The organism is Microbacterium oryzae, assembly GCF_009735645.1.
GTDB classification, from domain to species: domain Bacteria; phylum Actinomycetota; class Actinomycetes; order Actinomycetales; family Microbacteriaceae; genus Microbacterium; species Microbacterium oryzae.
In genome coordinates, this window is sequence record NZ_CP032550.1 from 585,789 (window position 1) to 611,509 (window position 25,721).

At 72.3% G+C, this 25,721-nt stretch carries 18 protein-coding genes; 3 read left to right on the plus strand and 15 right to left on the minus strand.

The genetic code is table 11. The features are described from left to right. Positions 1 to 29 precede the first annotated feature (29 nt). The 8 genes from D7D94_RS14515 to D7D94_RS02700 all read right to left on the minus strand — a co-directional run bounded on the left by D7D94_RS14515 (position 30) and on the right by D7D94_RS02700 (position 13,017). A complete protein-coding gene (locus tag D7D94_RS14515; protein WP_281349339.1) occupies positions 30 to 209 on the minus strand; it encodes an alpha-L-rhamnosidase-related protein in 180 nt (59 codons plus the stop codon). Positions 210 to 276: 67 nt separating this feature from the next. Next, complete coding sequence (locus tag D7D94_RS14415) at positions 277 to 1,098, minus strand: peptidoglycan-binding domain-containing protein (RefSeq protein ID WP_156241091.1); 822 nt, start codon at positions 1,096 to 1,098, stop codon at positions 277 to 279. A gap of 61 nt (positions 1,099 to 1,159) precedes the next feature. Beyond that, positions 1,160 to 4,261 (minus strand): hypothetical protein, encoded by a 3,102-nt coding sequence (locus D7D94_RS02675; RefSeq protein ID WP_156241092.1) that lies wholly within the window; start codon positions 4,259 to 4,261, stop codon positions 1,160 to 1,162. Next, positions 4,258 to 9,450: a hypothetical protein gene (locus D7D94_RS02680; RefSeq protein ID WP_156241093.1), complete on the minus strand. Its 5,193-nt coding sequence runs from the start codon at positions 9,448 to 9,450 to the stop codon at positions 4,258 to 4,260. The genes D7D94_RS02675 and D7D94_RS02680 overlap by 4 nt, the downstream gene beginning before the upstream one ends. A 202-nt stretch (positions 9,451 to 9,652) precedes the next feature. Then, entirely contained in the window at positions 9,653 to 10,678 is a 1,026-nt protein-coding gene (locus D7D94_RS02685; RefSeq protein ID WP_156241094.1) for a glycosyltransferase family 2 protein, read from the minus strand. Next, a complete protein-coding gene (locus D7D94_RS02690; RefSeq protein WP_156241095.1) occupies positions 10,671 to 10,871 on the minus strand; it encodes a CDGSH iron-sulfur domain-containing protein in 201 nt (66 codons plus the stop codon). Before D7D94_RS02690 ends, D7D94_RS02685 begins: the two co-directional genes overlap by 8 nt. After that, the gene (locus tag D7D94_RS02695) at positions 10,864 to 11,937 is read right to left on the minus strand and encodes an iron-containing redox enzyme family protein (protein ID WP_156241096.1); all 1,074 of its coding nucleotides are present in this window, start codon (positions 11,935 to 11,937) and stop codon (positions 10,864 to 10,866) included. The genes D7D94_RS02690 and D7D94_RS02695 overlap by 8 nt, the downstream gene beginning before the upstream one ends. Positions 11,938 to 12,039: 102 nt before the next feature. Next, positions 12,040 to 13,017 (minus strand): NAD(P)H-quinone oxidoreductase, encoded by a 978-nt coding sequence (locus D7D94_RS02700; RefSeq protein ID WP_156241097.1) that lies wholly within the window; start codon positions 13,015 to 13,017, stop codon positions 12,040 to 12,042. Positions 13,018 to 13,141: 124 nt separating this feature from the next. Here D7D94_RS02700 and D7D94_RS02705 point away from each other — a divergent pair, with 124 nt between their 5' ends. Beyond that, positions 13,142 to 13,363, plus strand: a complete 222-nt coding sequence (locus D7D94_RS02705; RefSeq protein ID WP_156241098.1) for a hypothetical protein — start codon at positions 13,142 to 13,144, stop codon at positions 13,361 to 13,363. Between the two features lie 89 nt (positions 13,364 to 13,452). Here D7D94_RS02705 and D7D94_RS02710 read toward each other — a convergent pair whose 3' ends face one another. Further along, positions 13,453 to 14,640, minus strand: coding sequence for a glycosyltransferase (locus D7D94_RS02710; protein ID WP_156241099.1), 1,188 nt, complete (start codon positions 14,638 to 14,640; stop codon positions 13,453 to 13,455). A 307-nt stretch (positions 14,641 to 14,947) separates the two neighbouring features. Between D7D94_RS02710 and D7D94_RS02715 the strand changes: the two genes are divergently transcribed. After that, complete coding sequence (locus tag D7D94_RS02715; protein ID WP_156241100.1) at positions 14,948 to 16,312, plus strand: HNH endonuclease; 1,365 nt, start codon at positions 14,948 to 14,950, stop codon at positions 16,310 to 16,312. Between the two features lie 52 nt (positions 16,313 to 16,364). Further along, positions 16,365 to 17,417: an ATP-dependent DNA ligase gene (locus D7D94_RS02720; protein WP_156241101.1), complete on the plus strand. Its 1,053-nt coding sequence runs from the start codon at positions 16,365 to 16,367 to the stop codon at positions 17,415 to 17,417. Positions 17,418 to 17,423: 6 nt separating this feature from the next. On the opposite strand, the gene D7D94_RS02725 is transcribed toward D7D94_RS02720, so the two are convergent. From D7D94_RS02725 to D7D94_RS02750, 6 genes are all read right to left on the minus strand, one after another. Continuing rightward, positions 17,424 to 19,793: a glycoside hydrolase family 65 protein gene (locus D7D94_RS02725; RefSeq protein WP_156241102.1), complete on the minus strand. Its 2,370-nt coding sequence runs from the start codon at positions 19,791 to 19,793 to the stop codon at positions 17,424 to 17,426. A 12-nt stretch (positions 19,794 to 19,805) separates the two neighbouring features. Then, the gene (locus tag D7D94_RS02730) at positions 19,806 to 20,729 is read right to left on the minus strand and encodes a PfkB family carbohydrate kinase (protein WP_156241103.1); all 924 of its coding nucleotides are present in this window, start codon (positions 20,727 to 20,729) and stop codon (positions 19,806 to 19,808) included. A 67-nt stretch (positions 20,730 to 20,796) separates the two neighbouring features. Beyond that, complete coding sequence (locus tag D7D94_RS02735) at positions 20,797 to 21,900, minus strand: NAD(P)-dependent alcohol dehydrogenase (RefSeq protein WP_156241104.1); 1,104 nt, start codon at positions 21,898 to 21,900, stop codon at positions 20,797 to 20,799. Between the two features lie 67 nt (positions 21,901 to 21,967). After that, the gene (locus D7D94_RS02740; protein WP_156241105.1) at positions 21,968 to 23,611 is read right to left on the minus strand and encodes an ABC transporter ATP-binding protein; all 1,644 of its coding nucleotides are present in this window, start codon (positions 23,609 to 23,611) and stop codon (positions 21,968 to 21,970) included. Continuing rightward, the gene (locus D7D94_RS02745; protein WP_156241106.1) at positions 23,608 to 24,600 is read right to left on the minus strand and encodes an ABC transporter permease; all 993 of its coding nucleotides are present in this window, start codon (positions 24,598 to 24,600) and stop codon (positions 23,608 to 23,610) included. Before D7D94_RS02745 ends, D7D94_RS02740 begins: the two co-directional genes overlap by 4 nt. Before the next feature lies 1 nt (position 24,601). Next, entirely contained in the window at positions 24,602 to 25,687 is a 1,086-nt protein-coding gene (locus tag D7D94_RS02750) for an ABC transporter permease (protein WP_216648679.1), read from the minus strand. Positions 25,688 to 25,721 lie beyond the last annotated feature (34 nt).

Genomic DNA, 25,721 nt, shown 5'->3' on the forward strand with positions numbered 1-25,721 from the left:
CTGCAGCGACGACGTGAGCACGCCGCACGTCATACAGGTAGGCGGCGGGGGCCGGATGCGTTGATGTCGCCGGTCCATCCGAGCCGTTCGTCGCGCTGAGGGCAGTCGGTCGCGACTCCCACGAAGTTGTCGCGCATCGACCAGACGACGTTCGCGTGCAGCTGCGTCAGACGCGGGTGCGAGGTCTCGAACCAGCCTGTGCGGACCATGACTGCTGGGGGCGTGCAGCAATCATCACTGGTGACGATGATGCAGGGCTTCCGCGGATCAGGACGGTCACGGGATCGTGATGACGAGGACCTCGGCCGTCGCCGTCGCCGGGTTGGTGAAGCGGGGATCGGGGAGGACCATGTGCTGGTGCACCGTCCCGAGCGAGAGCAGCTGAGGGCGGAACTGCGGCACGTCGCCGCAGAACGTGAATCGGCAGCCGGGTGCCGCGATGCGCACGATCTCGTCGCGTGCGGCATCCGCCGATCCGTTCATCGAGAAGGGGCTGTCGCGCAGGCAGATGTTCGCGACCGAGTGATCCGCGATGGTCGAGGTGAGCGGACGGGGCGGACCGAGCACCGCGCCCGTGGTGAAGTCCTCGAATCCCAGATAGTCGGTCTCGTGCTCACCGGAGATGTTGATGCGTCGTCCCGGCAGCGGGTTCACCGGAGTGCCGAAGTGGTTCACTCGCCCGCCCGAACCGGGCGCGGAGAAGCCGGATGTCGGACAGAGCGAATGGTCGTGCGGTGCGCCGAGCACGGTCGACGACACGAACTCGTCCATGGCGGAGGACTGGTTCTCGAAGACCTCCATCTCCTCGTCGAGCGCCTGGATCGTGCGCTTGCCGACGATGCGGTTCGGGGTGACCTCTCCGGGCGCCAGGATGCCGCGCGCATCCTTGAAATCGAACACCGCCTGCGCGGTCGCCGCGCCGAACTTGCCGTCGATGACGAGGAACATCTGGCCATCGCTCAGCAGGCTCAGCGCGATCTGGATGCAGGCCACGTGCGAGCCGTCCGCGCCTTGGAAGATGTGCGCGGCGTCGTCGACGAGACACGCGTCCAAGCGCGTGTCGGGGGGATCGGTGAAGAGACGGGATGCGAGTCCCATGGGAATCATCCTCCTTGCCGGCTGTCGTCGGCTCTCGTGGGTTTCGAAAGGGCGGGCATGGTCAATCGACCCGCACGGCCGCGCGCGGTCGGCCGAACGGATCCACGAGGACGACGGCGGCGGCCGCGCCCGCGGGATCGACCGAGAACGACGGCGCCTCGCCGGTGACGGAGCGGTGGGGAGGCGACTCCAGGAGGGCTCCGGACGGGTCGGCGAGATACACCACCGCCGTGAACGGGCTGCTGCCCGCGGCGACGAGGGGGAGGCCTGTTACCGTGACGGCGATCCCCGTCGCGTCCGGCGCCGAGGTGACGGCGGGCTCCGGGCCGTCGACGTCGACCGGGATCGGCGCCGACAGCGGACCCCATGGGGAGAGCACCGCATCCGGCTGTGGAGCGGCGCTCGAGAGGTCGGGGTCGACGACGACGTCGGCACCCGGCACGGTCGTGCGCTCGGGGGCGAAGCGGACGGAGGCGGCGAGTCGCACCCGAGCCCACGTCGGGACCGGGAACCGAGCGGTGGCCGTGTGCGATCCGTCCGGCTGCGCGATGAGTGAGATGGTGGTGATCTCGGGCCAGTAGTGCGGATCGGTGTCGTCGATCGCCTCGACGATCCGTGCCTCGATCGCCCCCGGCATCCGGCTGGACATCGAGGAGGGGACGCCGGACACCGTCACGGTCACCGCCACCTCCCGTGCGTCTCCGTCCGCGATCACCTCGGCGGTGAGGCGCGGCAGGGGAGGGACGTCGGCGGTCGGGACGGCGAGGTACGTGGGCGCGACAGCCGCGATGTCGGCCTCGACGCCCTCGGCCTTCTTCCCGTACGCGTCGACGACGCCGGTGACGGGCACGGCCCGGACGAGCACGAGGTCCGTCGTGGCGCTCGGGACGGCGAGCACTCCGGTAGCGACCCCGCCGACGACCTCGGCGGTCGCCGCGAGCGTGAATCCCGTGCGCGGTGGGCGGGCGGTCACGGCCAGGATCGCGGCGGCCCGGTCCGGTCGCGGATCGGAGCGGAAGCCGCTGGGCGGCAGACCGACGGCCGCGCGGACCACCTGCTCCGGGGCGGTGTAGAAGCGGTAGAACGCCGCTCCGGGCGTCGCGCGCACGCTGAGCCGGACCGCGACGTCCGGGGCAGGACCCGGCCGTCCCGTCATCACGAGCCGCGGCGACACGGAGGGCACCGGGAGGGCGCGCGCGTCGGCCGCATGGACGACCGCGGTCGGGTTCGGCGCCACCGACGACGTGCCCGCGCCATCCGTCACCCACGCCTCGATGTGCACGATGCGCTCCTCACCGGGGACGGTGGGCGGCGCCGGATGGTCGTGCGTCACCGCGGCGTGGCCTGTGGTCACCTCCGGCGTCGCGAGGGGGATGTCCGTGCCGTCGACCCGCAGATGCACGGCGCCGAGCGGAAGGGCTCCCGGCGCCGTCGTCGGGGAGACGACCACCTCGATGTGGATGGTCCCCGGCGAGGCGGGCTGGGTGCCGGCCGCCGGGAGGCGGGCGAAGGTCGCCCGCAGCACGGGAGGAACCGGCGGGGCCGGGAGGGGCGGCTCCGCGACGACGCGTCCCGGCTCACCCCATCGCCCGATCCAGTCGCCGAGCTGCACCTCCCACTCCACGGCCCGCGCGTCGGCCGGCGTCGCGACGGGCACACGTCCGCGGAGCACGGCGTCCGTCATCGGCGGCAGGCCGATGGCCGTCGGCTGCGGCCATCCCGCGAGGAGCGGACGCGCGACGTCCTCGGACGCGCGGTCGTGCATCGTGACGCGCTCGGGGTCGCCGGGCTCCGAGGCGATCTGCACGAACGAGACCGGACCGAACGGCGCGGCCCCGCGCAGCGCGACCGTCTGCTCCCAGGCGTCGGTGCGCTGCGGCGCGGCGCCGACGGGCTCGGCCAGGGTCCACGTCGCCGGGCCCGATCGCACGGGGGAGGGGGCAGGAGGGAGCGCAGGAGAGCCGTCGACGCTGAGCGGCATCGGCAGCTGGACGAGGTCGACGACCCAGCGCGGCCGCAGCAGCCGGTTCCCGCGTCCGCCGCCGAACGGGTCGAACGGGTCGGATCGGTGCGGGCGGAACTCCGCTGGCCTCGGGATGTCCGCGGCCCGCGCGCGCAGCGCCTCCAGCGCGCCGGGCGCCTGCGACTCGTAGACCTCCTCCAGACCGGGAGCGCGATGCACGAACACGGGCGCACGGAGGACGATCATGGGGACGAGCGCGACGGCCATCGCCAGTCCGCGTTCCCATCCGCGCGGGATGTCGGTGAACAGGCCCTGACGCGCGAGCCAGCGGGCGACGCCCGGGTCGGCCGCAGCCACGCCGAGCGCCGAGGCGACGGGGTAGCGCAGTGCCTGCGCACCGCCGACCTCCTGCACGACCTCGCCGCGGCGTCCCGCCAGGATGGCCTCGCCCGCCACCCGGAGCCATCGCCGGATCGCGTCCGCCTCGTCGACCAGCTGAGCGACGCGGGCGACCTCGTCGTCGGCCGTGTACTCGGGCCACGGCTGGCGCGGCGCGTAGGGCACCGGCCGGTCGGGGGCGGCGCGCAGCACCCGATCCCTCGCCGATTCGAACGCGACGTTCAGCGGGGCGTATGCGCCGCCCATCGCGTCCGCGGCGTCCGGGTCCAGCGCGGCGATGTCCAGCACGTCGCCGGTCCAGTCCCGCTCGCGCGGGACGGAGCTCGCCCACATCTCGATGACGGTTCCGCGGCCGGTCACCCGGACCCGGGTGATGTCGCTCGCGGCCACGACGCACATGCCCTGGTCGGGGTCCAGGTCGCGGGCCGTGATCTCGATGTACTCGCCGTTCGGGGCGGTCCGCTCGGCGACGACGGCGATGCGCAGGCGGCCGTCGGCCTGGACTCCGAACCACCCGGTCATCTGATCGGGCGCGCTGTCGACGGTGAGAAGCAGATCGTGGTCCTCGTCGACGTCCCAGGGGCCCGTCGTGTCGCGATCCGATCGGACGTCCCGCGACTCGGTGCCGTCGATGGGGGAGTCGCAGACGACGACGGGGCCGGCGGGGAGGACGCCGGCGGGCGGGATGATGCGCCAGTGCACGCCCTCCGGCACGCGGTCGTCACTCGGAACCGGTCGGCCGTGTCGGATGAGGGCCGCCTCGGCGTACCCCTCGTCATGAACGGCGAGGTAGCTGCTCACGGCCGGCTCCTTCCCACGATCGCCGACGACGCGAACGCCGGCGCGACGGGCACGGTGATCCGCATCCAGAACCCGCTTCCCCGATCCGTCACCCGCAGGCGCAGGGCGCGCGGGGCGGTGGGCGCGATCGGGGTCGCCAAGAGCCAGAGTGCGCGGGTGCCGGTGCGGTCGCGGCGGCGGATCGGAAGCGGCACGGCGACGGAGTCCGTGCGGAAGTACACGGCCTCCTGAACGTCCATGCGCGCGCCGGCCTGTCGGACGAGCGGCTCGGACGCCTCCAGCAGCAGGCCGCTGACGGCCCAGGCGCCGTCGGGGAGCCTCGCCCACAGGAGGCTGCTCCGGCCGCGCGAGGGCGCGCCGCCGGAATCGGGCTCGGGAACGCGCAGCGGCGGGAGATCGAGCGCCGAGATGGCGGCCTCGAGCTCGTCGTCGTCTGTGCTGAGGCCCGCGGCGAGTGCGGGCGCGGGCGTCACCGGCAGATGCCCGGATGCCGAGGCCGCCGCGATCGCCTTCGTGCTGGTCGAGCGGGTGAATCCAAGCGAGGCGACCAGTTCCGCGGGCCCGGCGAATGCGCTCGTGACGAAGGTGATCCCGCGCAGCTGCGCGCTCGCCGAGGTCGCCCGCTTCCCCTTCGGCGGCAGCGCGACCGAGAGGTCGTACGGCGTGCTCGGCTGCAGCGCCGCCGGCCACACCGCCTCCGCCTCTCGAGGAGGAAGGGGACAGGCGGAGGCTGCGCTCGCCGCGGCGACCGGGTCGGCGAACGGGGGCGCGAGCGCGCCGTAGAGCCCGATGATCTCCGGGCGACGGTAGAGCGGGGGCCCAGGGCGATCGGTCGGCTTGAGGAGCAGCCCGAGATCGCGACCGTACGTGCTGGCCAGCGCGCGCACGTGCGGAGCGCGGAATCGGGCGGATGGCCGATCCCGCGTGAAGACGAACCGCTCGTGGTCGGCGACCGAGTAGCCGACGAGGTAGCGATCGAGGTACTCCACCTTGAAGGTGTCGACCGCGAACGACGCGAGCGGGCCGCCGCCGATCGAGCTCTTCCAGACGGTGATCGGGGCGGCGCCGGCGGGCGGCACGGGTGCGGTGCGGAAGAACCAGGTGGCGGTGCGGGCGGTGCCGTCCTCGCGGTCGGGCGGTGCGCCGGAACCGTCGTCCGTGAGCCGTGTCCACGCGAGGGCGACCGACAGTCGATAGCGGGTGCCGGGCGCGAGGACGGTCCTCAGCGCGCTCACGTCCTTGCCGGGCGTCGCCTCCGTCGCGTCTGCGCCCGCGCTGGCGTTCCGGCCGTCCTCGGCGGCGGCCGCCGCCGCAGCGTCCGCGGAGCTGCAGGCATACAGGCCGATGACGTCCACGGAGGCCGCCCAGGTGAGGGTCCACGACACCGCGGTGACGCGTCGGCGCGAGGGCAGCTCCAGAATGACGACGGCATCCGCCTCGGTCGCGTCGCCAGCAGGGGACGGCTCCACGCGGATGCCGGCGACCGCCTCGGTGCCGCCGTCCTCCGTATGGACCGACGCGCGGAGGCTCCGGCGCAGCCGCTCGATCCCGCGGGGCGCCTCCTGTCCGAGGAGCTGCACGGCCAGGACGAGGTCGCCGGCGTCGGCCGGCTCGTCGAGCAGGATCCGGTACGTCGTCTCGCCGCCCTCGTACGGCAGGGCGACCCACCTCGGGGAGCGCGTGCGGAAGGCGCCGACGAAGGACTCGTCCTCGCCCGCTCCGCCCGCCGGCACGGACACCGGCATCTCCTCGGCGTATCCGATCGGCCCCTCCGACCAATCCACGCTCGACTGACCCCAGGTGGTCTCCCGCGTCGGCGCCTCGATGCGGAAGCCGACGCCATGCGCGAACGACGAGAAGGGGGAGAAGGCCGCGAGGCCCCCACGCCGCGCGACGTGCCACGACCCCGACGCGGGCGATCGGCGTGCGTCGACGCCGTAGGTCCACGCCCAGCCCGCGGAGAACGTGAGACCGCAGAGGCCGACCGCGCCGCGGACGGCGTCCTCCACCGCCGCGCGCTCGCCCGCGTGGACGAACGACAGCCATCGTGCGCGGGTGAGCAGGGCCAGCTGGCGTGCGGACGAGATCGCGGCTGCGTCGGCGGGGAGGCCGAGAGCGGGCTGCCAGGCGGACCGCGTCAGATCGACGGCGGCGCCCGCGAGGTCGCCGTCGGCGTCCACAGGTTCGAGCGTCACCGCGGTGAGGCGCCACTCGAAGGTCGTCGTGCCGGCACCGCTCCTGCCTCCGTTGGTCGCGCCGTTCTCTCCGGGCACGCCGGCCTCGGGAATCGGCGCGATCGGGAAGGTCAGAAGTGGAGTCGTGTCCGTCCACACCGTGGGGGCTGCGGACCAGCTTGCGGGGGCCGCCGGACCGGCCGGCGCAGGCGCTGCTCCTTCCGCCCCGAGGTTCGGCACGAGCGGGCGCGCGTCGGGGAGCACATGACCGAGGCCGTCGGCGAGGTCGATGCGCGGCCAGGGCCAGTCGTCGGCCCCCGGCTCGATCGGAGCGGCGGCCGCCGGGTCGACGGCGCCGAGCTCGATGCATCCCTCGAGCGTCGTGAACCACAGGTCCACCTCCGCGCAGACCCGCAGGTGGAAGTCGAGGCGGCTGTCCGGCCCGATCTGCACCTGCAGCAGCGCGTCGACCCCGAGCGTGAACGGGCCGATGCCGACCTCGCCCGACAGTCGGCCATCCGCCCACACCATGACCGGCCGCGTGCCGATCGCGGCGATGAGGCTCGTGGAGACGCTCGCCCACAGCACGCCGCGCACGCCGAAGGTCTTCGAGAAGCCCGCACCGAGCGCGATCGCGAAGCCCTGCGGAGAGATGCTCTGCCCCGCCACGCTCGGGATGCCCTCGCCGCTGACCATGAGGAACGCCCATCCGGTCGTCTCGAGCGGGCCGAGACCCGGGAACACACGCGCCTGCAGGGGGCCCGGAGGGCGCGAGGGATGCGCGCCGATCCCCTCGTCGCTGCCCGCGCGCAGATACCACGCGCTCGCATCGCCGAAGGCGTATCGGGCGGCGATGGGCAGGCGCACGTCCACGACGAACGGCACCGTGTACCGGCCCTCGACGCCGACGAGCAGCTCGCTGCTCGTCGCGGACACGCCGCCGAGGAGCGACAGGCCGGTGCCCGGCGCCACGTCGGCTCCGCCGGCCTCGAGAGCGGCCATGGTCTGCCGCGCCGCCCGGAACAGCTGCGCGTTGACGCCGAGGCGCAGCGCGAAGTCGGGCACGGTGACGCCGAGCACGCCGAGGGCGTTGAAGGTCAGCCCGCCGTCGGGCACGGTCCCGATCACGACGCCGGCGCCGATCGTCACCTGACCCTCCGCGACGTCCAGTCCATTCCACGGCTTCCAGGCGCGCAGCTTCTTCAGGGGATCGGCGGTCTGGCCCGGTTCGGGAGTGAGCGGTGTCATCGCGGCGTTCGCGCCGAACGAGGCGGCGATCGAGTACACGCCGAGTCCGGTGGGGCCGAGCGGGATCGCGGCGGGCAGGTCGAGGCCCATCCCGAACGCGTACTGCGTGACGCCGCCCGCCTTTCTCAATCCGAAGACGAGGAAGCCGCCGACGTTCAGCGGCACGAGCGTCCCCCAGAGGGAGACCGCGATCCCGTCGTTGCCGACGTCCCCGCCGAGCTCGAATCTCCCGCCGCCGACGACGACGCCCGGAAGGTCGAGCCGCGCGTCGAAGCCGCGGACGCCGAAGGTCGGCGACCCGCCATCCCAGGTGCCGCGCACGGTCGCGCCGGAGATCTTCACGGGGCCGAGGTCCATGGCGAACCGCAGGTCGACCTCCACCCAGGTCGATCCGCTACCCGATCGCGTCCCCACGATCTGCAGGATGTCCTTGGGAATCGCCGGCGTCGTGATCTGCCAGCCGCCCGGATCGACGACGTCGCAGCGCGCCGTGCGGAAGTCGATGTCCAGCGCGCTCGCGGCGTCCGCGCCGCCGGTCAGCGCGTCGAGGTCAATTGTGGCGGCGATGCCCCGCCATCGCACGCGCATCGGACGGTCGGCATCCATCGAGATCTCCGCGATCCCGAGGTCCATCGTGGTGAACCGGATCCCGCCGGAGATGTCGAGGGAGACCGCGAGAACTCCGGACGCGGGCGCTGCCTGCAGGGTGACGCTGTCGAGCGCGTAGTCGCCGCGGGTCGCCACCGCGCCGCCGAGTGCGGACGCGGCGCCGTAGAGGGCGGCGAGCGAGGCCGGGGCCATCGCCCCCAGCTGCGCGGCGATCGCCGGGCCCAGGACGAACGTGATGCCGAGCGCGATCTCGCCCGGTGAGGTGCCGCCGCCCGACACCAGGCCATCGGGCTGATCGGACTGCGCCGTGACGGCGATGGTCACCTCGTCGGGTGCCGCCGGAGGTCGCGTGAGGACGGCGCGGACGGTCACCGCGCCCCGGATGGTGGGGCCGGATGCTCCGAGAGGATGGGCGCCCGCCGGCAGCGTCAGGGCGACGTCGGCGACGGTCGGGACGAGGTCGGACAGCGCGAAGACATCGGGGAGATCGAAGGTCAGCGTGGCGGACACGCGCGGGTCCGGCTGCGAGAGCGTCACGGTGAGGCTCTGCGCGCCGGGCGCTCCGCTGAGCGCCGTCGTCAGCGCGAGACCGCCGAGCAGCGGCACGGCGGCCGGCAGGACGAGGGTCATCTCGGCGAGATCGACGACGTTCTCCACGATCGCGAAGGAGGCCGGAAGAGTCAGACCGAACCCCGCGGGAAGCAGAACGCTTCGGGCGGATGGCGTGACGGCGACGTTCTCGAGGGACACCCGGCTCCCGGTCGAAGACAGATGTACGGCCAGCGCGCCGTCGAGATTCACGACGAGGGGCGCGCCGGTCGTCGTGAAGACCTCGCGGGCGGTCGCTCCCGCGCCCTGGCGCATCACCGTCGCCGTCGCCAGCCCGGGAACAGGCGCGTCGACCCCGGCGACGGCGAGTGTGAGCTTCGCGCCGTCTCCGCCCTCCTCGGCGAGCGTCCAGTCGAGCGCGGTGCCGGCGGGCAACGAGGCGCCGAGAGCGACAGGCAGCGCCGAGCCGATCGTGAGCGCACCTGCGGCGGGCAGCGGCCCGACCGGCCCGGGCACCGGATCGAGGCGCTCCAGCAGCGTCGCCACCGACGCGGGGATCACGACGCCCTCGAGCACGCCGAAGTCCTTGAGCAACGAGAACATGGCCATCTCGGCGTCCTCAGGAAGGTGCGAAGTGCGGTGAAGAGGGGAGCTGCCGGACGGCTGCTCCGAGGACACGCCGGTCGTCGTGCACGACACGTCTTCCCGGCGCCTGCGGGCTGTCCGAGGCTCCCCGACGGTGTCTCGGATGGCGCTCATGATGCGCCTCTCGGAGCAGCTCCGCAAGGGCTTCGTCAGCGGCCGACGGTCGTCACGACGGCATCCGAGGTCCTGTCGCGATCGACCCGTCTCGCAGCATGGCGCGTCGCCGGATCGCGCGGACGGAGTGCGCGGCGCGCGGCAGGCGCCGTCCGGCATACTGCACGCCGCCGCCCAGCCGCAGGAACACCGCCGCCCACGTGGCGATGCCGCGTTCGAGAAGCCACGCCGGCACCCAGAGCAGTGTCGCCGCGGGGAAGACCGCGCGCCCGCCGTCACGACGACGACCGCGCTCTGCGACGACCATCAGCACCACGGCCATCCCGAGCAGCGCTCGAGGGCGCCTGAACAGGAGGATCAGGACGGGCAGGATGGCCGCCTCCAGCGCGAGACGCCAGGGCTGCGCGAAGCTGTCGTAAGCCTGCCGGACCCGCTGCGAGAGGAAATGGCGCGCGGATGGCGGGCGCCGCAGGACGAGGATGTCCGGACGGTCTCTCACGCGACCGCCCGCCGCGCGCACCGTGCGCTCGAGCTCGAGGTTCTCGAAGAGCACGTCGGCGTCGTACCCGCCCGTCGCTTCCAGAATCGAGCGGCGCACGCCGTAGGTGCCGGGGTAGTCCCATCCCAGGCCGCGGTTGATCAGGGTGCGCGCGGTGTCCCAGCGCGCGTGCCAGGGAAGCGGCGCGAAGTGGTTCTGCGGTCTGACGAGGTCTGCGGTGGCGAGGCCGCCCACGACAGCGGCCAGCGACTCGCGCTCGTACCGCACGTCGTCGTCCGCGATCACGATCGCCTCGTGCCTGGCCATCCCGATGCCGGTGAGGACGCCGCGCACCTTGCCGTTGGCTCCGTCGGCCACCGTGACCGGGACGTGACGCACGAGCCCGCGCCAGGCCCTGGCATGAGCCGCGAAGTGCCCGGCGTCCGAGCCGTCGACGACGGTGACATCGACCCACGCGCGCAGCCGTCGGAGATAGCTCGTCAGCTCCTCGAGGCCCTCGTCGGAGCTCCAGCGCAGCGGCAGGATGTACTCGGCCGCGATCGGGGCGGCGACGTGCGCTGCCCCCGCGGCATCAGTCATCCGTGCGGAAGCCGGCGGCCTTGTGCGTGCCGTCGCAGAAGGGCTTGATCGTCGAGAGCCCGCAGCGGCAGAGGGCGACCGTGCGGCGGCTCCGGGGGATCGGCTCCCCGTCCGCGGTCACGAGATCGACGTCGCCGCGCAGCAGCAGCGGCCCATCCGGATACGGCGTGAGCGTGGGGCGGGGCTCAGGCATCAGCGCCGGCCTTCCGCAGCGACGCCGTCCCATGCGTCCAGGCGTCGAGGATGTGCTGACCCACCCAGCCGTCGACGGCGAGGCATGCGGCGGCGCCGAACATGATGTCGGGCAGCAGGTCGGGGCGGTCCTCCGCCAGGCCGCCGGCGAGGTCGCGACCGGCGATCTGCTCGTGGACGGCATCGGCTTCCACGTGCTCGTCGAAGTAGTCCGTGACGTCCTCGCCGAAACCGAGGCGGCGGAGCCCGTCGCCGTACATGCGGCTCGGGATGGAGGAGGTCATCTCGAAGGCGGCGAGGTGGCCGACGATCGCGCCGACGAGGCGGCGGTTGAGTCCGAACATCGACATCATGTTGTGCGAGGCGAGGGTGATCGCCGGCACGTCGTCGACGTAGACGCCGTAGGTCGCGTCGAGACCTGCGCCGCGCATGGCCGCGGCGAAGATCGCCGCGTGCACGCGGTCGGGCCGCCCGCCGCCGTACTCATCCGCCTGGATCTCGACGAGGGCGGCCTTGGGACGACCGTGCAGGCGCGGGATGGCCCAGGAGTGCGGATCCGCTTCCCGCAGCGTGTAGACCGAGCGCTGGATGAAGAACTCGCGCGCCTGCTCGAGCGTCGCCTTCTTCGCCAGGTACCGCGACAGGCTGGGCCCGGAGTCTGCGCCGGTGAGCGCGAACAGCGATCGGGAGACCGCATCCGCGGTCGGATCGGGAAGATCGGGCGTCGCCACGGCCATCCGCAGATCGCGTTCGAAGCGCTCCTCGAGGATCCGACGCGTCGCGATGAGGTTCGGATCCCATTCGAGCTCGGGATCGAACGCGTCGAGCGAGCCGTAGGACGAGGCGTAGAGGGCGAACAGCGTCAGCTGCACGTCATCGTCGTGAAAGACGTCGCCGACCTCGGCGACCGCACGGCGAGCGATCTCGACGTGGTCCGCACCCTCGCCTTCCGGGGAGCCGGTGAGCCGACGCAGCACGGCGTCGCTCAGGGGTCCGCGGGCGGCGAAGGGGATCCGGCCGGTGTCACGGCCTTCGATGGTCTGCGACACGAGGGTCTCCGATTGCATGCCCACAGTCTCCGACGAAGGAGCGGCTGTCCGCCATCCCTCGACCGTTCGAGCCCCGGCCTCTAGACTCCGCGGCGTTCGGCGGATGTCCGCGCCGTCGGGCTATGCACGCAGCAGGAGCTTCCCGATGACGGCGCCCGAGGCCATCCGCCGGTGCGCCTCGGGCGCGTCCGCCAGCGGAAGCACCGCGTCGACGACCGGCCGCACGCGGCCGTCGAGGACGAGCGGCCACACGTTCTCGCGCACCGCCGCGACGATCGCGGCCTTCTCGGCGAGCGGGCGCGCGCGCAGCGTGGTGCCGCTGATCGTCGCGCGCTTGCGCATGAGCAGACCGAAGGGGAGCGGCGCCGAGGGTCCGCTCGACGACGCGATCACGGCGAGATGCCCGTTGGGGGCGAGCGCGGTGAGGTTGCGCTCGAGGTAGTCGGCGCCGACGACGTCGAGTATGGCGTCCACGCCCACGCCATCCGTCTCCTCGTCGACGCGTGCGACGAAGTCCTCCGCGCGGTAGTCGATGACGACATCGGCTCCGAGCTCGCGCGCGGCCGCTGTCTTGCGCTCGCCGCCCGCGGTCGCGATCACGCGGGCGCCTAGCGCCTTCGCCCAGAGGACCGCGTGCGAGCCCATGCCGCCGGTGCCGCCGTGGACGAGGAGCGTCTGACCGGGACGCAGCCCGGCGATGAGGCCGAGGTTCGAGTACACCGTGCACGCGGCCTCGGGCAGCGCGGCGGCCCCGACGAGGTCGAGGTCGTCGGGCACGGGGAGGAGCTGAGACGCGGGAGCCACTGCGAGCGTGGCGTAACCGCCCCCGGCGAGGAGCGCGGCGACCCGGTCGCCGACCTTCCACTCCGTGACGCCGTCGCCGAGAGCGCGGATGACGCCGGAGACCTCGAGCCCGGGGAGCTCCGAGGTGCCGGGAGGCGGCGGGTAGTGGCCCTGACGCTGCAGGAGGTCGGCGTTGTTCACGCCCGCGGCCGCCACCTCGATGAGCACCTCGCCCCGCCCGGCGACCGGGTCGGGCAGGTCGGTGAGGGTGAGGACGTCCTCGTCGCCGGGGTGATCGATCGTGATGGCGCGCATGCGATCGACGCTACACCGGGGGTTCGAGGGCGCGGCCAGAGCAGCCCGCTCGCGCCAGCACGACCATCCGCTGACGATTCGTCAAGGGCTCGTGCGGGCGGGTCATCGCTCGCATCATCGGATCATGGCAGCACATGAGGAACAGCCCGGATTCGACGCCGAGCAGGACGACGAGGAGATCGTGGAGGAGGTCGTCGAGGACGTGCGGGATGAGATCCGGCACGGTCAGGTGACCGACGACGTCAGCCACGTGCTGGACGAGCGTCTGCATGAGGTCGGCGTCGACCTGCGCCCCGAGCGCGTCGACGACCTCGCCGAGGACATCGAGAACGACGTCTCGATCTAGACGGGTCGGCAGGCCGGTCTCGTGACTCGCCAGTGCAGGCGACGCGCTTTCGGCCGACGAACTGTGTCGCCCGCACTGGCGAACCGGAGCTAGGCGGCGACGTCCGCACGCCCCGCGACGCTCAGGAGCACGGCGCGGTACTGCTCGATCATGCGCGCTCGGGACAGAGTCGGACGTGCCGCGAGCGCGGCCTCGCGCCAGAATGGCCGGGCTGCGAGGACGCTGCTCCACGCGGCGGCGATCTGGTCGGCTGATCGCGACGTCACGATGCCGAAGCCGGCGACCCTGCGTGCGGCGTCGCCGACGTCCGTCGTGACGGGAGTCGCCCCGCTCGCCGCGCCCTCGAGCAGGCACAGCGGAGAGGCCTCGCCGTACGCGCTGGTGAGGGCGACCAGATCGGCGATCCGGTAGAGCGACGGCATGTCGTTGCGAAGGCCCAGCGCGTGCACCCGGTCCTCCGGCACATCGGCGGCAGCGAGCATCGACGCGAAGGCCGGATTCTCGCGCGTCATGCCGGCGCCGCACAGGACGTAGTGCGCGTCGGATCGTGTGGCGGCGTGGCGAGCGGCGGCGCTCAGGAAGAGCCCGGGGTCCTTCATGGCGTCGAAGCGCGCGGCGAGCAGGACGACCGGAGCGTGCACCGGGATGCCCAGCGCGCGCCGCGTGGCAGCGAGCTCATCCGCTTCGCCGGGGGCGAACCGGTCGGTGTCGATGCCGTTCGGCACGACGAAGCGATCGAGGCCGAGGGGCAGGTGACCGGCGTACGCGTGGTCGGTGGCGTCGGCGCAGGAGAGGGCCGCTGTGACGATCCCCTGCTGCGCCGCCTCCGTGAGCCAGACGAGCGCCGGGCCCGAGTGCTTCGGGTCTGAACGATGCAGGCAGGTGACGACGGGGACCGGCGGCAGCAGCCCGTGATCGCGCAGCGCGAGCAGCAGGCCGAGCGGCTGCTCCTTCAGCGAGAGCACCACATCGGCGCGAGAGATCGCCTCGGCCGCGCGGTGCAGATCCAGCTCCGTGAACGACGACGGATGGCCGGGGTCGCCGCCCGCCGTCCGCTCCAGTGCCGAGACCTCGACTCCTGCCGCCACCAGCCGCGCATGCCGCGCGTCGTCGCGCAGGTGCTGCACGGTTCCCTCCCGGTGGGCGCGGGATGACAGTGACAGCACGGTGTGCGCCTGGTCGATGCCGTCGTGCAGACCGGCGAGGACATCGGTGTGCAGGATGCGAGCGCCGCCCGCGAAGAAGCCCTCGTAGAGGGAGAGCACGCGAAGGGTCATCGGGCGCCTTTCGGGATCGAGAGCGGATGGCGGAGGCGCCGTCCGTTCATGTTCTGCGCGAGCATGCGGGATGTCAGTGGACGCGAGACGAGCGGATGGTGAACGTCTGGTTTCGTGTGCCTCTCGCGTGGGTGGCAGATGATCGCGAATCGCAGCGACGTTAGTAATTCGCTTTACTAGCGGACCACGCCCGAGCCCGGGTGGTCCCCGTTCTGTTCCGTCGGAAGCGCGTCTTTGAGTGCGGGTGGCAGAAGAAATAGCAGCGAAACCTATTGCCTTTTTTCTCGAAGAGAAGTACGATGAGGGCATGTCGAAGGTGACAGGCCCGCTCATCGAGGTCCTCGGCGCTCTGCGAAGCGCGGTGGCAGACCTCGATGTGGTCGGCTTGGCGCCAGACGACATGGCGGAGCTCACCGACGTGCTCGCGTCCATCCGGCGGGTTGCCGAGGCGGGATTCGCTCCTGTCGCGGGGGAGATCAGTCGACAGTCGCGGCGCGAGCTGGGGAAGGACTCCTACTCCCGCAAGCGCGGCTTCACCTCCCCCGCTGCGTTGATCTCCGCGGCAACGGGGTCGAGCACCGCGGACGCCGCCCGGATGATGAAGGTCGGAGAGGCGACCGCGCCCCGGCGGAACCTCGTGGGGGAGGAGCTGCCCGCAAAGCACCCCCATGTCGCGCAGGCGGTCAAGGCGGGGGTGCTGAGCGTGACCGCGGCGGAGGGGATCGTGAGTCTGCTTGACCGGGTCGCGATCCGCGCCGGCGATGCCGCATGCGAGGAGATGGAGGCGATCCTCGCCGCACGGGCGCCCGGGCTGACCAGTGACGAGCTGCGTCGGATGCTGCTGGACGCGGAGGCCCGGCTCGATCCGGATGGGAAGGAACCGCGCGAGCACGAGCGGCGGGACCGGCGGATGCTGGCGTTCCGCACCGAGCGCGACGGATCGGTGTCCCTCACCGGTCGCTTCGATCCGGAGACCGCCGCCCCGATCGTGACCGCGATCGACGGCATCGTCACCCGCATCATGCGTCGGAACGAGCACCAGGACGACCCGGCGAAGAAGGACGGCCGCACCCGCATGCAGATGCAGGCGGACATCCTCGCCGACCTCGCGCGCCACGCGCTCGGATGCCGAGCGGTTCCCACCAGGCCGATCACGACGATGGTCGTCCGGATGGATTACGACACCTTCCGCGCCGCCCTCGACGAGAACGCCGAGGCCGCAGGGGCGGCGGGGACGGCGCGGATCGACGGGATCGAGCAGCCGATCACCGCTCGGGCGGTGAGGCGGATGGCCGTGGATGCGCAGATCATCCCCTGCGTCCTCGGCGGAAACAGCGAAGTCCTCGATCTCGGACGTGAGGAGCGCCTGTTCACCAAGAAGCAGAAGCTCGCCCTCGCCGAACGAGACGGCGGATGCGCGTTCTGCGGAGCGCCTCCAGGACATACCATCGTGCACCACATCGACTGGTGGTCTCGCGGCGGCCGCACCGACCTCGACAACGGGATCCTCCTGTGCGTGGCGTGCCACCATCGCATCCACGATGACGGGTGGGAGATCCGCATCGACGGAGTCGGCAGGAACGCGGTGCCCTGGTTCATCCCACCGCCCTGGCTGGACCACACCCGCACACCCCGCCGCGGCGGCCCCACCCGCTACCGACTCGTCGCGTGAACGACCCGTGGAACCCATGCCGCTCGACGTCCGAGAGTGCAAGACTGAGCCGATGCAGCTGCCCGTCATGCCGCCCGTCGCCCCGATGCTCGCGAAGGCGGTCTCCGAGATCCCCGATCTCGGGCACACCGAGCCGAAGTGGGACGGGTTCCGCACCATCGTCTTCCGCGACGGTGACGAGGTCGTGCTGGGCAGCCGCAACGAGCGTCCGATGACGCGCTACTTCCCCGAACTCATCGAGGCCATCAAGGCGACCACCCCGCCCCGCTGCGTCATCGACGGCGAGATCATCGTCGCATCGGACGGGCAGCTGGATTTCGAGGCGCTGCAGCAGCGCATCCACCCCGCCGCGAGTCGCGTGAAGCTCCTCGCCGAGCAGACGCCCGCGTCCTTCGTCGGCTTCGACCTCCTCGCCGAGGGCGACGTCGACCTCATGCCGCGTCCCTTCCGCGAGCGGCGCGAACGCCTCATCGCGGCGTTCGGCAGCGGCTCCGATCAGGTCTTCCTCACGCCGGCGACGAGTGACCTGGCGGAGGCGCGCGAGTGGTTCCACGCCTTCGAAGGGGCAGGGCTCGACGGCGTCGTCGCCAAGCGCCTCGACGATCCGTACCAGCCCAACAAGCGCGCGATGTTCAAGATCAAGCACGAGCGGACCGCCGACTGCGTCGTCGCGGGATTCCGCTGGCACAAGACCGGTGACATCGTCGGCTCGCTCCTCCTCGGGCTCTACGACGATGCCGGGCGACTGCAGCACGTCGGCGTCACCGCGTCGTTCTCCATGGCCCGCCGGCGCGAGCTGCTCGACGAGCTCGCGCCGTACCGCCAGGACGAGTCGGCCGAGCATCCGTGGGGTGGGGGCGCCGACAACGGCGACCAGCTTCCGGGCGCCGGCAGCCGCTGGAACGCGGCGAAGGACCTCTCCTTCGTGCCGCTGCGTCCTGAGCTCGTCGTCGAGGTCGCCTACGACCACATGGAGGGCGACCGGTTCCGGCACATCCCGAGCTTCCGCCGCTGGCGCCCCGACCGCGACCCGCGCTCGTGCACCTTCGCCCAGCTCGAGCAGCCTCGCACCGCGATGCTGTCGGACGTCCTCGGTCGCGGCTGACGGCGGCTACTCGCCGAACGCCGCTTCGAAGTCGCGCGGCGCGCATCCCCGCGGCTGTGTGGGGCGAGGGCCGGGGTCGCCCAGCGGCGGCGTCGGCACGGTGACCGCCTCGCCGGGCTGCAGCAGCAGCTCCTCGCCGAAGTGCCACACCGTCAGCGGGGTGCTGTCCACCGCTCGATACGTCGTCGCCTCCGGCCGGATGTCGAGCCGCAGCATGTGCCCCTGCACGCGGATCCCGAAGCTCACCCGCGTCAGCTGCTCGGGAAGCCGCGGCGCGAAGCGCAGCCCGCGTTCGCTCTCGCGCATGCCGCCGAGACCGGCGGTGATGGCCATCCAGATACCCGCGAGCGAGGCCATGTGCAGCCCCTCCTCGGTGTTGCCGTGGAGGTCGTCGAGATCGATCGTGGCGACCTCCGCGAGATAGTCCGCGGCCAGGTCGAGATGCCCGACCTCGGCGGCGATCACCGACTGCGCCGCCGCCGAGAGCGACGAGTCGCGCACCGTGAGCGCCTCGTAGTAGGCGAACGCGCGCGCCTTCTGATCGGGAGTGAACGCCTCGTGCGCGAAGAGCAGCGCCAGCACGAGATCCGCCTGCTTCACGACCTGCTTCCGGTACAGATCGAAGTACGGGAAGTGGTCCTGCAGCGGGTACTGGTCGTCGCCCGTCGCCTCGAAGTCCCAGCGGGCGCGCTCGGTGAAGCCCGCCGAATGCGGGTGCACCTCGCGCCGTTCGTCGAACGGGATGGCCATGGCCGCGGCCACCGCGGACCATCCGCCGATCTCCTCGTCGGTCACGCCGAGCGCCTCGGCGACATCGGCATGGCGCCGCGCCGCGTCGGCCGCGCCCACGAGGTTCTGCCGCGCCATGAGGTTCGTGAAGACGTTGTCGTCGACGATCGCGGAGTACTCGTCCGGCCCGGTGACGCCGTCGAGGTGGAAGCCGCCGTCGGCATCCCACCGCCCGAGCGAGACCCACAGCCGCGCGGTCTCGACGAGGATCTCGAGGCCCGCCTCGCGCTCGAACCGCTCGTCGCCGGTCGCGCGCACGTAGTGCATCGCCGCGGCGGCGATGTCGGCGTTGAGGTGGAACGCGATCGTGCTGGCCGGCCAGTATCCCGACGACTCCGTGCCGTCGATCGTGCGCCAGGGGAACGCCGCGCCGGCGAGGTGCAGCTGTCGCGCGCGGGCTCGCGCGTGGTCGAGGGTCGCGTGCCGCCAGCGCAGCGCCTGCTCCGCCGCCTCCGGTGCGGTGGAGGTCAGCACGGGCAGGACGAAGCCCTCGAAGTCCCAGAACGTGTGCCCCTCGTAGCCCGCGCCGGTGAGGCCCTTGCCCGGCACCGAGCGTCCTTCGAGGCGCGCCGCGGACTGGAAGACGTGGAACAGCGCGAACCGCACGGCCTGCTGCAGGCGCGGCGCGCCCTCCACCTCGACGTCCGCGCACGTCCAGTAGTCGTCCAGACGCGACCGCTGCCCGGAGATCAGCCCCTGCCATCCGTCGCGCACGGCGTCGCCGACCGCCGCCTCCGCGCGATCGCGGAGCCCCGACGCCGACAGCCCGTGCTGGAATTCGTGCCCCACGAACTTGACAACCTCGAGGCGCTCGCCCGCAGCGAGTTCGGCGGCGATGGTCGTCCGGGCGAGGTCGGCGGATGTCGCGGTGTCGGTCGTCGGCGTGCGCTCGCCGGCCGCCGCGATGACGTGGTCCATGCTCACCGCGACGCCGAGGTCGCTCTCGCGGGTGCGGTGGACGAGGGTCGCTCCGGTGCCGAGCACGAAGCGGTCGGCCTCCTCGAGCGGCTTGTGCAGCGCCTCCTGCACGCGCGGGTCCGGATGGGGCTCCGGCATTGGCTCGTTGGCGACCAGCTCGGACTGCAGGGTGACCGTCACCGGGGCGTCGACCGCCGCCACCTCGTACCGGATGGCCGCGACGGCGCGGTGCGTGAGCGACACCAGGCGGGTGGATCTGACGCGCACCGTGCGGCCGGCGGGGGATGTCCACTCGACCTCGCGACGGAGGGTTCCGTCGCGGAAGTCGAGCCGCTGCTCGTGCGACGCGGTCCGGCCGGCGCGCACGTCGAACGGCTCGTCGTCGACGAAGAGCCGGATGATCTGGCCGTTCGGCACGTTGATCACGCTCTGCCCGCGGTCCGGATACCCGTACCCGTCCTCCGCATACGGCATCGGATGGTGCTCGAACACGCCGTTGAGGTAGCTGCCGGCGATGCCGTGCGGCTCTCCCTCGTCGAGGTTGCCGCGCCATCCGACGTGTCCGTTCGACAGTGCGAACACGGACTCCCGGTGGGCGAGCTGAGCGGGGTCCACACCGGCGAGGCCGATGCTCCAGGGCGCGGTGTCGAAAGCGAGAGGCCGAGTCACCCCCTCACCGTCTCACACGCCGGCGCGCAGAGCCTCGAGATCGGGGTGGCCTCCCAGCCGCTGCACGGTCGCCGCCGCGCAGTCGGCCGCGAGCTGCCCGGTGCGCTGCGGCGACTCGCCGTGGCGCACACCGGTGACGAGCCCCGCGACGAAGGCGTCGCCCGCGCCGGTCGCGTCGACGATCTCCGTCTCGCCGTGCGGGTGGAACTCCTCCCCGCCCGGCCACGCGACGAGATCCCCCTCGCCCGCCACCGACAGCGCGACGAGCGTCGTCCGCCCGTCGAGCAGTCGACCGGCAGCGCGCGAGGCGTCCTCGCGGGTGCGGATGGGCGTGCCCGTCAGCAGCTCGGCCTCGTGGGCGTCGGCCCGCACGACGTCCGCCAGCGCCAGCAGCTCGTCGCGCTCGCGCCCGCTGACCGCGCCGTCGAGCACGATGCGCGCCTGCGACGCCATCCGCGCCGCCGCGAGCAGGGCCGTCGCCGGCTGCTGCAGCTGGAGCACGACGACGTGCGCCCGCTCCAGCGCGTCGGATGCCCGTTCCACGTCGTCGACGGTCAGCAGCGACTCCGCGGGTGCGTCCTCGAGCAGTCGTCGCTCCCCGTCCGCCGTCACGACGTCGACCATGAGCGCCGTGCGCCCACGCCGTGTCACGTGCGCCACGTCGAGTCCGGCTGCCACGGCCTCCCGGTGCACGACGTCGCCTGCCGCGTCCGCTCCGAGCACGGCGAGGAGCGTCGGCCGCACATCGGGGTTCAGCTGGCGGATGCCGATCGCCATGCTCGCGCCCTTGCCGCCGAGGCGCTCGATCCGCTCCGCGACCGGCGCGCTCCCGCCCGCGTCGGGGAGGCCATCCACCCGCAGCACGAGGTCGCGGCCCGCCTGCCCGACGACGACGATGCTCGGTCGGATGGCCTGGGGGTGCGCGCCTGCGGACATGCTCCGACCCTACCGACGACGAAGGGGGCCCGGCCGTGCGGCCGGACCCCCTCCGTCGGCTCCCGCGTCAGGGCATCACGAGGACGGCCTTGACCGTCGTGCCCGACTGCGTGTCGGCGATGGCCTGCTCGATCTCGTCGAAGGGGTAGGTCGTGATGAGCTCGTCGAACGGGAACCGACCGGCCTGGTGCAGGGCGATCAGCTCGGGGATGAAGCTCTGCGGGATCGCGTCGCCCTCGATGGCGCCGACGATCGTCTTCCCCGACGCTGCGACGAGCCCGAGGTCGAGCGTGGAGCCCGGCCGCGGCACGCCCACGAGGGCGATCTTCGCTCCGAAGGCCGTGGCCTGGAGGAGCTGCGAGATGACCGGAGCGACACCCGTGGTGTCCACCGCGTACAGCGCGCCGCCGCCGGTGATCTCGAGGATGCGGGCGACCGTGTCCTCCTCCTTGCCGTTGATGAGGTGCGTCGCGCCGAGACGCTCGGCGAAGGCGAGCCGCTCCGGCAGCACGTCGACCGCGATGATCGTCGTCGCGCCCGCGACCTTGGCGCCCATGATCGCCGACAGGCCGACGGCGCCGGTTCCCGCCACGACGACGGTCGCGCCGGCCGGCACGTCGAGGGAGTTGAGCACGGTGCCGGCGCCGGTCTGGATGCCGCAGCCGAGCGGTCCCGCCAGCTCCACGGGCGTTCCCTCCGGCAGCTTCACGACGTTCTTCGCCGCTGCGATCGCGTGCGTCGCGAAGGACGACTGACCGAAGAAGCTGCCGTGCACGACGGCACCCTCGCCATCCGTCATCGTCGTGGTGCCGTCCTCCCGGACGCCGCCGAAGTTCAGCGGCATGAACTGCAGGCAGTACGCCTCGCGACCGGCGAGGCAATTGCGGCAGTGCCCGCACGCCGCGAAGGAGAGGCCGACGGCGTCGCCCACAGCGAAGCCGGTCACGGCGGCGCCGACCTGCTCGATGATGCCGGCGCCCTCATGGCCGAGCACGAACGGGAACGCGCCCGGGATGTCCCCGTGCTGCACCGCGAGGTCGGTGTGGCACAGGCCCGTGGCGACGATCTTGACGAGCACCTCGTCCGGGTTGAGGTCGGCGAGCGTGAGCTCCTCGAAGCGGAACGGCTCGTCGACCCCGTGGAGCACGGCGGCGCGGATGGATGTGGTCATCGATCTTCCTTTCACGCGAATACAACTCTGCAACTACGCTACGCTTGTAGCGCAGACGACGCGCCGGTCACAGCCCGCGCAGCATCTCCCGCCGCTGCGCCTGCTCGACGGGGTCGGGCACCGGCAGCGACGCGATGAGCCGCCGCGTGTACGGGTCGCGGGGCGCGCCCAGCACCTCGGCGGTCGGCCCCTGCTCGACGATGTCGCCGCGATGCAGCACCGCGACGCGATGCGCGAGCAGGTCGACCACGGCGAGGTCGTGCGTGATGAACAGCGCCGCGAATCCGAAGCGCTCCTGCAGCTCGGTGAAGAGCTCCAGCACGCGCGCCTGCACCGAGACGTCCAGCGCGCTCGTGGGCTCGTCGGCGATGAGCAGCCGCGGCTTGAGGGCCAGCGCGCGGGCGAGGCTCGCCCGCTGGCGCTGCCCGCCGCTCAGCTCGTGCGGGTAGCGGTCGCCGAACGCCTTCGGCAGCTGCACCGCCTCGAGCAGCTCGTCCACCCGATCGCGGGCGTCGTTCGCGTCGCGCGCCACGCGGTGCACGACGAGCGGCTCCGCGATGCACTGCGCGATCGTGAGCAGCGGATTGAAGCTCGACGCCGGGTCCTGGAAGACGAATCCGAGCTCGCGCCGCCGCGCGCGGAAGTCGCGCTCGCGCAGCCCGTTCATCTCCACGTCGAGCACCCGCAGCGACCCGCCGGTGACGGGCGCGAGGCCCGCGATGGCACGGCCGATGGTGGTCTTCCCCGACCCGCTCTCGCCGACGAGGCCGAGGACCTCACCGGGCCGGATCTCGAAGTCCACGCCGTTGACCGCGCGGAACGCCTTGCGTCCGAGCCGACCGGCGTACTCGATCTCGAGCCCCTGCGCGCGCACGAGCGGCTCGGCGTCGGTCGCTCCCGTGAACGCGCGATCGGCGATCTCCAGCCGCGGCACGGCGGCGAGCAGGCTCTGCGTGTACTCGTGTCGCGGTGACGAGAACAGCTCGCCGACGGGAGCGGACTCCACGAGCTCGCCGCGGTACATCACGGCGACCCGGTCGGCGAGGTCGGCGACCACGCCCATGTTGTGCGTGATGAGCACGATCGCCGTGCCGAACTCGTCGCGGCACCGGCGGAGGAGATCGAGGATCTCCGCCTGCACGGTGACGTCGAGCGCGGTCGTCGGCTCGTCGGCGATGATCACCGACGGGTCGAGCGCGAGCGCGTGCGCGATGACGATGCGCTGCTTCTGCCCGCCGGAGAACTGGTGCGGGTAGTCGTCGACGCGCTTCTCGGGGTCGGGGATGCCGACCCGGCGCAGGATGTCGATGGCGCGCTCGCGGGCATCCTTCCGCGACACGTCGCCGTGCGCCCGCAGGCCCTCGGCGATCTGCCATCCCACGGTGTAGACGGGGTTGAGCGCCGTGGACGGCTCCTGGAAGATCATCGCCGCCTCGGTCCCGCGCAGCTGCCGCAGCCGCGATCCCGACAGGCCGACGACGTCGGTGCCCGAGAGCACGACCGCTCCCGCGAGCCGCGCGGTCTCCGGCAGCAGGCCGAGGATGGTCCGAGCCGTGACGGTCTTGCCGCTGCCGGACTCGCCGACGATCGCCAGCACCTCCCCGGCGCGCACGTCGAGATCGATGCCGCGCACCGCGTCGACGTCGCCGCCGTCGGTGGCGAAGGTGACGCGCAGGTCGCGGATCTCGACCGCGAGATCTTCGGTGCTCACAGGGCTTCTCCCAGTTCCTCGCGGGCGGTGACGGTGGTCGCGGCGGTCGCATCGGCGGGGGTCTGCGCGGCGGCCCGACGGCGCGCACGCAGGCGCGGGTCGGCGAGGTCGTTCAGGCTCTCGCCGACGAGGGTGATGCCGAGCACGACGAGCACGATGGCGGCGCCGGGGAAGATCGACGTCCACCAGATGCCGCTCGTGACATCCGCGATCGACCGGTTGAGGTCGTAGCCCCACTCGGCCGCCGCCGTCGGCTCGATGCCGAACCCGAGGAAGCCGAGCCCCGCCAGGGTGAGGATGGCCTCGGAGCTGTTGAGCGTGAAGACGAGCGGCAGCGTGCGGGTGGCGTTGCGCAGCACGTGCCGGATCATGATCCGCCACGTGGAGGCGCCGAGGACCTTCGCCGACTCCACGTAGGCCTCCGCCTTGATCCGCACCGTCTCCGCGCGGATCACCCGGAAGTACTGCGGGATGAACACGACGGTGATCGAGATCGCCGCCGCGAACACGCCGCCGAACAGGCTCGACTGCCCGCCGGAGATGACGATCGCCGTGACGATGGCGAGCAGCAGCGTGGGGAAGGCGTAGATGGCGTCGCAGATGACGACGAGCACGCGGTCGAGCCAGCCGCCGAGGTAGCCGGAGACGACGCCGAGGAGGATCCCGACGAAGATCGACAGCACGACGGAGACGACGATGACCATGAGCGCGGTGCGGCTGCCCCAGATCACGCGCGAGAGCACGTCGAAGCCGCCGACGGTGGTGCCGAGCAGGTGCTCGCCGTTCGGCGCCTGCTGAGCCCCGAACGAGCCGTCGTCGTCGGCCAGCTGCGCGAACCCGTAGGGCGCGAGGAGCGGTGCGAACAGCGCGGTGAGCAGGAAGATCGCGCAGATGACGAGGCCGGCGGCGAGCATGCCGCGCTGCAGGCCGACGGACTGCCGGTACTGGTGGACGATCGGGAGGCGCGCCCAGAGCGAGGTGCGTGCCATGTCAGTACCTCACCCTCGGGTCGATGAGCGCCGCGATGATGTCGACGACGAAGTTCGTGAGCGCCACGATGACCGCCAGGAGCGCCACGATGCCCTGGACGGCGACGAAGTCGCGGGCCTTGAGGAACTCGGTGAGCTGGAAGCCCAGCCCCGGCCACTCGAAGGTCGTCTCGGTGAGCACGGCGCCGCCGAGCAGCAGTGCGATCTGCAGGCCGATGACGGTGATGATCGGGATGAGCGCCGGCTTGTACGCGTGCTTGCGGACGAGCCGGAACTCGCTCACACCGCGCGAGCGCGCGGCGTCGACGTACGGCATCGCGAGCGTGCCGATGACGTTCGTCCGCACGAGCCGGAGGAACACGCCGGCGGTGAGCAGACCGAGCGCGAGACCCGGGAGCACGGCGTGCGACAGCACATCGGTCAGGTACGCCGGGTTGCCGGTGCGGATGGCGTCGATCGTGTAGATGCCCGTCGCGCCGTCGAGCCGGCCGAGTGCGATCTCCACGCGGGGCGAGGCGCGACCCGAGCTCGGCAGCACGCCGAGCCAGACCGAGAACACGAGCTTCAGCACGAGGCCCGCGAAGAACACCGGCGTCGCGTAGCAGAGGATGGCGAAGACGCGCAGGACCGCGTCTCCCCAGCGGTCGCGGACGGCGGCGGCGAGCATGCCGAGCGGGATGCCGACGATGAACGCGACGATGAGGGCGTAGATCGCGAGCTCGAGCGTGGCCCCGCCGTAGCGCAGCAGCACGTCGACGACGGCCTGGTTGTCGAGCGTGCGGCCGAAGTCGAAGGTGGCGATCTGGCCCAGGTACTCGACGTACTGGACGAAGAGCGGGCGGTCGTAGCCGGCCGCCTCGATGCGCTCCTGGAGCTGCGCGGGCGGAAGCTGCCCGGCCAGGGCGGCGCTGATGGGGTCGCCGGTCGTCCGCATGAGCAGGAAGACGGTGGTGACCAGGATGAACACGGTCGGGAAGATGAGCAGGAACCGGACGAGCAGATAGCGCCACAGCGTGCTCCCGCCGCGGGCGCGGCGGGAGGTCACGGGAGTGGCGGGCTCGGCCGGGGCGATCAGGGTGTCAGCCACGGAGGATCCTCGGGTGATGGGGAAGGGGCGGCCC

Excerpts from the sequence above, each read along its gene's own strand:
- D7D94_RS14515 (WP_281349339.1), bottom strand. The coding sequence starts at position 209 with ATGGTCCGCACAGGCTGGTTCGAGACCTCGCACCCGCGTCTGACGCAG.
- D7D94_RS14415 (WP_156241091.1), bottom strand. The coding sequence starts at position 1,098 with ATGGGACTCGCATCCCGTCTCTTCACCGATCCCCCCGACACGCGCTTG.
- D7D94_RS02680 (WP_156241093.1), bottom strand. The coding sequence starts at position 9,450 with ATGGCCATGTTCTCGTTGCTCAAGGACTTCGGCGTGCTCGAGGGCGTC.
- D7D94_RS02685 (WP_156241094.1), bottom strand. The coding sequence starts at position 10,678 with ATGACTGATGCCGCGGGGGCAGCGCACGTCGCCGCCCCGATCGCGGCC.
- D7D94_RS02690 (WP_156241095.1), bottom strand. The coding sequence starts at position 10,871 with ATGCCTGAGCCCCGCCCCACGCTCACGCCGTATCCGGATGGGCCGCTG.
- D7D94_RS02695 (WP_156241096.1), bottom strand. The coding sequence starts at position 11,937 with ATGCAATCGGAGACCCTCGTGTCGCAGACCATCGAAGGCCGTGACACC.
- D7D94_RS02700 (WP_156241097.1), bottom strand. The coding sequence starts at position 13,017 with ATGCGCGCCATCACGATCGATCACCCCGGCGACGAGGACGTCCTCACC.
- D7D94_RS02705 (WP_156241098.1), top strand. The coding sequence starts at position 13,142 with ATGGCAGCACATGAGGAACAGCCCGGATTCGACGCCGAGCAGGACGAC.
- D7D94_RS02710 (WP_156241099.1), bottom strand. The coding sequence starts at position 14,640 with ATGACCCTTCGCGTGCTCTCCCTCTACGAGGGCTTCTTCGCGGGCGGC.
- D7D94_RS02715 (WP_156241100.1), top strand. The coding sequence starts at position 14,948 with ATGTCGAAGGTGACAGGCCCGCTCATCGAGGTCCTCGGCGCTCTGCGA.
- D7D94_RS02720 (WP_156241101.1), top strand. The coding sequence starts at position 16,365 with ATGCAGCTGCCCGTCATGCCGCCCGTCGCCCCGATGCTCGCGAAGGCG.
- D7D94_RS02730 (WP_156241103.1), bottom strand. The coding sequence starts at position 20,729 with ATGTCCGCAGGCGCGCACCCCCAGGCCATCCGACCGAGCATCGTCGTC.
- D7D94_RS02735 (WP_156241104.1), bottom strand. The coding sequence starts at position 21,900 with ATGACCACATCCATCCGCGCCGCCGTGCTCCACGGGGTCGACGAGCCG.
- D7D94_RS02745 (WP_156241106.1), bottom strand. The coding sequence starts at position 24,600 with ATGGCACGCACCTCGCTCTGGGCGCGCCTCCCGATCGTCCACCAGTAC.